The sequence below is a fragment of the Flavonifractor sp. HCP28S3_F3 genome (assembly GCF_052065355.1).
Classification (GTDB): domain Bacteria; phylum Bacillota; class Clostridia; order Oscillospirales; family Oscillospiraceae; genus Flavonifractor.
Genome location: NZ_JBQHUF010000011.1, coordinates 99,124 through 106,117, shown reverse-complemented (window position 1 = coordinate 106,117; position 6,994 = coordinate 99,124). Strand labels below are relative to the sequence as shown.

Sequence of the window (6,994 nt, the reverse complement as noted above, 5' to 3'; positions counted from 1 at the left end):
CCCTTTTGAAAGGGCGGCGCCACTTTTTTATGTTATTCCGGCTCCTCCAACAGAGCCTCCAGTACCTGATTATAGATGTGATCCGGGCGCTCCTTAAAGTGGGCGGCCAGCCGGTCGGCCTGCTCCTGGGAGCCGCACAGCAGTTCCAGGGTAAACAGGTTGCCTGCGTCGTCATCCAGCACCAGCTTCAGGGTAAGTCCTCCCTCCGGCCGGGGCAGGACCTCGGCCCGCACCTGAGCGTTGCGGCGAAGGACGCCGTTGACCTTGGAGAGGTTGGCGGAGCATTTGCGCTTTACCGTATAGGGCAGGCTGCTCTCGCAGGCGGCACCGTTTTCCCGGCCTTTGTCGGTGATGGAGTAGAGGCCGTCCTCCAGGGTCAGATGGCCGGACTCCACAAGCTCCGCCGCCGCTTCGGCAAATTCAAAGTAGTCGATCCCGTCGTCGCACATGGTCAGGTCAGTGAGGGTGGGAAAGTCGATGGGGGCGGCTACCCTGGCCATGAGGTAGAGGATCAGAAATTTGATCTCCAGTTTGTCGTGGATGAAACCATAACGGGGCATAGAGGATCTCCTTTCCGAGGGGGTGAGATGTGGAGAGCCAGGCGGCGGTTCCCTCGGTCTGAAAATATTATACCGAAAATGGAGTGAAATCACAAGGGATTTTTCCCGGCCTTGACGGGGGGAGCGGCCGTGGGGTATCATAGAAAAAACAGAATGATGGGAGGATCCGCCATGCGTGCAAAGCTGCTGACCCTGTTCCTTGCCCTGCTTCTGCTCCTGTCCGCCTGCAGCGGGAAGGAGGACCCACCTGCGGAGGAGACGCTGCCCGCTGTTTCACCCACCCCTGTGGCAGAGGTGACGGCAGAGCCCAGTCCCACGCCCTATGACGGTCCGGTGAGCCCCCTCAGCGGCCTGCCTATCGGGGAGAAGTGGGTGAACCGTCGCCCGGTGGCCATCATGCTGAATAATTTGAAGGAAGCTCTGCCTCAGATGGGCCAGTCCCAGGCGGATATCATCTATGAGGTGCCTGCCGAGGGAGGCATCACCCGGATGCTGGGTGTGTATCAATCCCTGGACGGTGTGGGCAAGATCGGCTCCATCCGGTCCGCACGACCTTATTATCTGGAGCTTGCCCTGGGTCATGACGCCATATTCATCCACGCTGGCGGCAGTGAGGACGCCTATTCCAAAATTGCCCAGTGGGGAGTAGCTGCTCTGGACGGGGTGCGGGGCCCCTATATGAGCAACACAGAAAACGGAAACCTGATGTGGCGGGATCCGGAGCGGCGGAAGAGCTACAGCCTGGAGCATACGGTAGTCACCACAGGTGATGCCATTATAGAGCGCTTTGCCGGGTATACCAACCTGCGTCAGGAGCATAAGGAAGGCTATGTCTACGATATGGCCTTTACAGAGGACGGTACTCCGGTCAACGGCTCTCCTGCGGCACAGATTGAGGTGCCCTTCTCCAATTATAAGACAGGCCTCTTCACCTATGATGCTGACAGCGGTCTTTATCTGGCGGAGGAGTATGGCAAGGCCTACATAGACGGCAACACCGGGGAACAGGTGGGAGTTACCAATGTGGTGGTCATCAAGACCGCCTGCCGGAACACCGGTGACAGCCTGGGCCACATTACGGTGGATCTGTCCAGCGGCGGTACCGGCTACTTTGCCTGTGGGGGCAAGGTCATTGACCTGACCTGGAGCAAGAGCTATCCGGATGGCCAGCTGCATTATAAGGATCTGGACGGCAACCCGATCACTTTTGGGGTAGGGCGCACTTATGTGTGCGTTGTGCCCACCAACAGCCAAGTCAGCTTTTCCTGAATGAGCATATAAAAAAGGTCAGCCGAAAGGCTGACCTTTTTTTGATCTATGCTATTACACAGCGCGGGTGACCTTACCCGAACGGAGGCATCTGGTGCACACATAGACGTGCTTGGGCGTGCCGTTGACAATCGCCTTGACGCGCTTCACATTGGGCTTCCAAGGACGATTGGAGCGGCGGTGAGAGTGGGAAACCTGGATGCCGAACACAACGCCCTTGTCGCAAAATTCACATTTGGCCATTCGCTTATACCTCCTCGCTCGTCAGGATACGCTTTTCATAAAGCATCGAAAGATATGATAGCAGAGCTCGCCGAAAAATGCAAGTATTTTTTTCAAAAAACGGAGAGAATTTTCGCGGATGGTCAGGCGGCGTCTTTCTCGGGTGTCAGCAGGCTCTCCAGGTACTCCCAATCCACCCCATTGGTTATCAGATAGCTGTTATTGCTCTCGTAAGAGGAGGTGGCTAAAGGGAAAGACTGGGCAACGTTGTCCCGGAGAGACAAGAAACGTGAGCCTTCGGGGCCGTAGAGGTACATCGACAGTTTCCGTCCCTGCGGTTGGAAGCTGTATTGTCCGGCCAGACACTCCAGTTCCAGTCCAGACAGATAGTCCGCCAGGGCCTCCGGGTCGGAGGCCTGACAGGCTCCCATTTCTGACAGGTAGATGTTGGAGAAGCTCCAGTCTTCCCTGGTGCCTCCGGGGAAAAAGACCTCCTGCCCGGTGACGTCATAGGACAGGGCGGCCCAGCCGAAGGTCATGACCAGTGCGAAGGCGGCCAGCCCTGCCGCGATACCGCAGATAAAACGGCGGGTAGGGTGGAGGGTGCGTTGGAGTCGGCGGCGCAGGGAGGAGGCGGAGGCGGATAGACAGGTGGTAAAGCCGGCCTGCTCTCCGGCGGTGCGCAGCAGCAGTCGGGCGTACTCCTGCCGCTCCTCCTCGTCACTTTTAGCCAATACCTCCTGGTCACAGCTCAGCTCCAGGTCCTCCGCACCCTGCCGCATGGCGGCCCACATCAGTGGGTTGAACCAGCACAGGGCGGTGCAGAAGGTGAGAAAAAACTTGGCCGTACTGTCACCGCGGCCGATGTGGATCAGCTCATGGCGGAGGATCAGGTCCAGCTCCTTTTGTGTATAGTCCCGCTGGGGGAGTACCACCCGGAGCGTGGAGGGAAACAGACCGATGGACAGGGGGGTGGCCACAGCAGGGGAGACCAGCAGGGGCAGGCGCTTGTCGGTGTATCCCGCCCACTGTCTCAGCTCCTGCCACAGCCTGGAAGTGGAGGGGTCGGTAGCTACCTGGGCTTCTCGCAGGATGCGGCGGCGAAACCGCAGGTGGGAGAAGATCTTCCATCCCAGTACCGCCGCAAAACCGGCCGCCCACACCCAGCAGCCGACACGGATGGCCTGGACAGGCAGGTGGAGGATCAGCAGGGGACGGTCAAGCCGATAATTTCCCGTGCTTATGCAGAGATAGAGCCAGTTGGGCAGCAGCCACAGTACCACACAGGTCTGGGGCTGAAGGAATCGCCGGAGCAGAGGGTGGAATAGGAGCAGCAGGCTGTTGTACAGGGCCAGGTGGAGAAAGGCCTGAAACAGGAGCCCCAGCAAACTGTTTCCTCCACCCCGGGGCAGCATCAGGGGCAGCAAGCAGAAGACCAGGAGAAGAAAGCCAGGCAGAAGCCAGTAGGCGAAATAAGGTGTATATCGTGGTTTCTCTTTCCCTGAAAAGAAGGAAACGGGATCGGTGCGTTTCCAGTAGAGGATCCCGGTCAGGAGGAATCCAACCACCAGGGCCAGCATCAGACGGTACGTCATCTCCGAACTCATAGCGCACCCCTCTCCAGCAGATCCCGCAGCTGTTCCAGCTCCTCCCGGGTCAGACCGCTGTCGCACAGAGCGGCAGCAAAGGCGTGCAGACTGCCGCCGCACACCTTCTGTACAAAGGTGCGGCTCTGGGCCGCCAGATAGTCAGCCTGTGAGATAAGAGGTGTATACAGGCTCCGGCGGCCATCCTTGTCGGTCTGAAGGAAGCCCTTCTCACCCAGCCGAGCCAGCAGTGTCAGCAGGGTAGTGGGTGCCAGGGGGCGCTGAAGACGAGCCTCCACGTCGCTCCGGGCGGCGGGAGGCTCACACCCCCACAGGGCCTGCATGACCTCCAGCTCTGCGTCCGGCAGACGACGGATTACCTTTTTCATAGAAACACCTCCTTTGTCTTTATTCTACAATAGTAGAAGGCTTGAGTCAACTACATTTGTAGAATAAATGGTTGGTTGCATTTTCCGGGAAAGAAATGGTATAATACCGACAAAGAACCTACCAGGGAGGAATGGGCTATGGAAAGTCTGTACAGCGTAAAATTGGGAGAGCTGATCAAGCAGTTCAAGCTGGAGGTGATCCGGGGTGCAGCGGGCTACGAGGACCAGCCCATCCGCACCGAGGATGTGAACCGGCCTGGTTTGCAGCTCACCGGCTTTTTCGACTATTTTGACCCCCACCGGCTCCAGGTCATCGGCAAGGTGGAGGACACCTATCTCTCCGGCCTGACAGCGGACCAGCGGCGGGCCAGCTTTGAGCAGCTGCTCAGTCAGGATATCCCGGCCCTCATCATCTCTCGGGGGATCGACCCCTACCCGGAGTGCATGGAGATGGCGGAGAAGTATGACCGGACGGTGCTCCGCAGCCAGGACACCACCAGTGTGCTCATGAGCACCATCATCGCCTCTCTGAAATCTTATCTGGCTCCCCGCATTACCCGGCATGGAGTGCTGGTGGAGGTATACGGCGAGGGCGTACTGCTGCTGGGCGAGTCCGGTGTAGGCAAGAGTGAGACCGCCATTGAGCTGGTCAAGCGTGGTCACCGCCTGATTGCCGACGATGCGGTGGAGATCAAGCAGACCGTTACCGGTGGTCTGGTAGGTACCGCTCCCGAGCTGATCCGGCACTATATCGAGCTGCGGGGTATCGGCGTCATCGACGTGCGCCGCCTGTTCGGTATGAGCGCCGTCAAGGAAGAGGCGGAGATCGACATGGTCATCAATCTGGAGCAGTGGAAGGACGGGGCCATGTACGACCGGCTGGGCCTGGAGAATCTCTACACCACCATTCTGGATGTAAAGGTTCCTTCCCTTACTGTGCCTGTCAAACCGGGCCGTAATCTGGCTGTCATCATCGAGGTGGCCGCTATGAACAACCGCCACAAGAAGATGGGCTATAACGCTGCTCTGGAGTTTACCAAGCAGATCAACGAGCACTTTGACCAGGCTATGAGCGCTCAGATGAACAACTAAAACAGCGCGATCAAATCTGCCGCGGCGGATCCGCAGGGAAAATCCCGGGACCTGCTGCGGCTTTTTTGTCACGTTTGGCCATTCTGAGGTGTGTACTAGATGAAGAGACAAAACAAGGGAGGGAGGACCATGGAACAGCAGGGCAGAGAGGAGCTGGCCCGGTATTTGGTAGAGCGATACTCCGACCAGCTGCTGCGGGTGGCCTATTCCATTTTGAACTCTGTACACGACGCTCAGGACGTGTGCCAGGAGGTGCTGCTCAAGGGGGTGGACCATGCCGGGGAATTTGAGAGCCCGGAGCATGAGCGGGCTTGGCTGGTGCGGGTGACGGTGAATGCCTGCAAAAATCTCCGCCGGAGCCCCTGGCGCACCCGGACGGTGGGTCTGGACACGGTGGCGGAGCAGGCCGCTTTTCAGCCGGAGGAGGGCGGTGTGCTGGAGGAAGTCCAGAAGCTGCCCGCCAAGTACCGGGAAGTGCTGGTGCTCTACTATTACATGGGCTACGATACCAACGAGATCGCGGATCTGCTGGGCCTCCAGGCGGAGGCGGTACGGGCCAGGATGAGCCGGGCACGGCGGAAATTAAAGACAGAATTGGAGGGACAGGGCTATGGCGGGCTATCGTGAGGAGTTGGAAGGGCTGCGGTTTACCACCGAGGAAAAAGAAGCCCTGGTCCACCGGCTGGCGGCGGGCCCCGGGGAGCAGAAGAAGGGAAAAATGCGCTTGCCCTACCGGGCGCTGATTGCGGCGGTGGCGGCGGCCTGCCTGCTGATCGGGGCGGTAGGCGCGGTTTCCCTGGCGGGGGTATCTCCGGCCTTCCGGGAGTGGTTCGGCATTACCAGCGGGGCCCAGCGGGACCAACTGGGGGCAGAGCAGGTCAATCTGAGGTTTGAGGATCTGAATGGTTCCGGGGCTGCTATTGTTATCAAGGAAGTGGTTGCCGATCAGGAGCAGATTTATGCTCTGGCGGAATTTATCCCACCGGAAGGGACCGACCTGTCTTTGCTGGAGGGGAGAAAACCCATTCTGACGGGGGATTGGCTAAAGGAAGGGGTGTTCGGGCAGTTCTATACTGACCGGGCGTGTACCGACCCGGCGGCCCCGACGGCGGAGCGTCTATTCCGTGCTCCGTGCGTTGCCTATTGGACGGAAGGCCTGGAGTTTGTGCTTCGCATCAGCGATTTGAACAACCTGCCGGAGAATGGAGCTTACTGCCGGGTGGATGGATTCTGCCGCCTGTTGGCGGCGCAGGGCGTGGAGAGCGTGTCCGTGCTGGAGGGAATGGACTTTGAACTGGTGATCCCCGTGATCTCTACCACTCACTACGACTTCCGGGGCAGAGGGGCGGCGATGCTGGACGGCAACACCTTTGTAGTGGTAGACGATTTGACTCTGTCGCCCATTTCGGTGACCTTTGATCTGCTTATCCTGGACAGCGAGGTTTATGGTGCGGCGGAAGAGCCATACAGTCCCTTGGAGGCGTGGGTGGAATTGGCCGACGGCACTAAAGTGGAGGCCGAGTTCCAGCGGGTGGCAATCAGCGTACAGGGAATTAATGGGAGCGAGTGCCGCGCCGACCATATCCGCCTCTCCCTGGCCTATCCTATTGATGTGTCCCAAATCAAAGAAATTGTCCTGGACGAGGACTGCAGCGGTTTCTTCTTTGAACCGGAATCCTTTGTCAACGACACCTATTGGAGCCAGGTCAACACCGTTTGGAAAGAGTCCTGAGACCTGTTGCAAAAGAGCCCGGATCCATCCGGGCTCTTTTTTGCGCGGGAAGCGAAAAAAACCTTGCAATATGGGAAAGACTGTGGTATTATACCAGGGCATGTGATTACGCACATCCGCGGACGGAGGGCCAGGTGCTGCTGG

General features: G+C 58.6%; 8 protein-coding genes. 4 read left to right on the top strand and 4 right to left on the bottom strand.

What is annotated here, in order from left to right; all coding sequences use genetic code 11:
• Nucleotides 1-32 precede the first annotated feature (32 nt).
• A complete protein-coding gene (locus ACTNB1_RS10885) occupies nt 33-560 on the bottom strand; it encodes a DUF4364 family protein (protein ID WP_441169440.1) in 528 nt (175 codons plus the stop codon).
• A gap of 171 nt (nt 561-731) precedes the next feature.
• Between ACTNB1_RS10885 and ACTNB1_RS10880 the strand changes: the two genes are divergently transcribed.
• Nucleotides 732-1,829, top strand: a complete 1,098-nt coding sequence (locus ACTNB1_RS10880) for a DUF3048 domain-containing protein (RefSeq protein WP_441169439.1) — start codon at nt 732-734, stop codon at nt 1,827-1,829.
• Nucleotides 1,830-1,883: 54 nt separating this feature from the next.
• Here ACTNB1_RS10880 and rpmB read toward each other — a convergent pair whose 3' ends face one another.
• The 3 genes from rpmB to ACTNB1_RS10865 form a co-directional block, all read right to left on the bottom strand.
• A complete protein-coding gene (gene rpmB, locus ACTNB1_RS10875) occupies nt 1,884-2,072 on the bottom strand; it encodes a 50S ribosomal protein L28 (RefSeq protein ID WP_033116638.1) in 189 nt (62 codons plus the stop codon).
• A 122-nt stretch (nt 2,073-2,194) separates the two neighbouring features.
• A complete protein-coding gene (locus ACTNB1_RS10870) occupies nt 2,195-3,658 on the bottom strand; it encodes a M56 family metallopeptidase (RefSeq protein ID WP_441169438.1) in 1,464 nt (487 codons plus the stop codon).
• Entirely contained in the window at nt 3,655-4,026 is a 372-nt protein-coding gene (locus tag ACTNB1_RS10865; RefSeq protein WP_441169436.1) for a BlaI/MecI/CopY family transcriptional regulator, read from the bottom strand. The genes ACTNB1_RS10870 and ACTNB1_RS10865 overlap by 4 nt, the downstream gene beginning before the upstream one ends.
• Nucleotides 4,027-4,164: 138 nt before the next feature.
• Between ACTNB1_RS10865 and hprK the strand changes: the two genes are divergently transcribed.
• The 3 genes from hprK to ACTNB1_RS10850 all read left to right on the top strand — a co-directional run bounded on the left by hprK (nt 4,165) and on the right by ACTNB1_RS10850 (nt 6,850).
• The gene (hprK, locus tag ACTNB1_RS10860) at nt 4,165-5,118 is read left to right on the top strand and encodes an HPr(Ser) kinase/phosphatase (RefSeq protein WP_441169435.1); all 954 of its coding nucleotides are present in this window, start codon (nt 4,165-4,167) and stop codon (nt 5,116-5,118) included.
• Nucleotides 5,119-5,247: 129 nt separating this feature from the next.
• Nucleotides 5,248-5,745, top strand: coding sequence for an RNA polymerase sigma factor (locus ACTNB1_RS10855; protein WP_441169434.1), 498 nt, complete (start codon nt 5,248-5,250; stop codon nt 5,743-5,745).
• The gene (locus ACTNB1_RS10850) at nt 5,729-6,850 is read left to right on the top strand and encodes a DUF4179 domain-containing protein (RefSeq protein ID WP_441169432.1); all 1,122 of its coding nucleotides are present in this window, start codon (nt 5,729-5,731) and stop codon (nt 6,848-6,850) included. The genes ACTNB1_RS10855 and ACTNB1_RS10850 overlap by 17 nt, the downstream gene beginning before the upstream one ends.
• Nucleotides 6,851-6,994: the final 144 nt, after the last annotated feature.

Coding starts and splice junctions, on each gene's coding strand:
- ACTNB1_RS10885 (WP_441169440.1), bottom strand. CDS start 560: ATGCCCCGTTATGGTTTCATCCACGACAAACTGGAGATCAAATTTCTG.
- ACTNB1_RS10880 (WP_441169439.1), top strand. CDS start 732: ATGCGTGCAAAGCTGCTGACCCTGTTCCTTGCCCTGCTTCTGCTCCTG.
- rpmB (WP_033116638.1), bottom strand. CDS start 2,072: ATGGCCAAATGTGAATTTTGCGACAAGGGCGTTGTGTTCGGCATCCAG.
- ACTNB1_RS10870 (WP_441169438.1), bottom strand. CDS start 3,658: ATGAGTTCGGAGATGACGTACCGTCTGATGCTGGCCCTGGTGGTTGGA.
- ACTNB1_RS10865 (WP_441169436.1), bottom strand. CDS start 4,026: ATGAAAAAGGTAATCCGTCGTCTGCCGGACGCAGAGCTGGAGGTCATG.
- hprK (WP_441169435.1), top strand. CDS start 4,165: ATGGAAAGTCTGTACAGCGTAAAATTGGGAGAGCTGATCAAGCAGTTC.
- ACTNB1_RS10855 (WP_441169434.1), top strand. CDS start 5,248: ATGGAACAGCAGGGCAGAGAGGAGCTGGCCCGGTATTTGGTAGAGCGA.
- ACTNB1_RS10850 (WP_441169432.1), top strand. CDS start 5,729: ATGGCGGGCTATCGTGAGGAGTTGGAAGGGCTGCGGTTTACCACCGAG.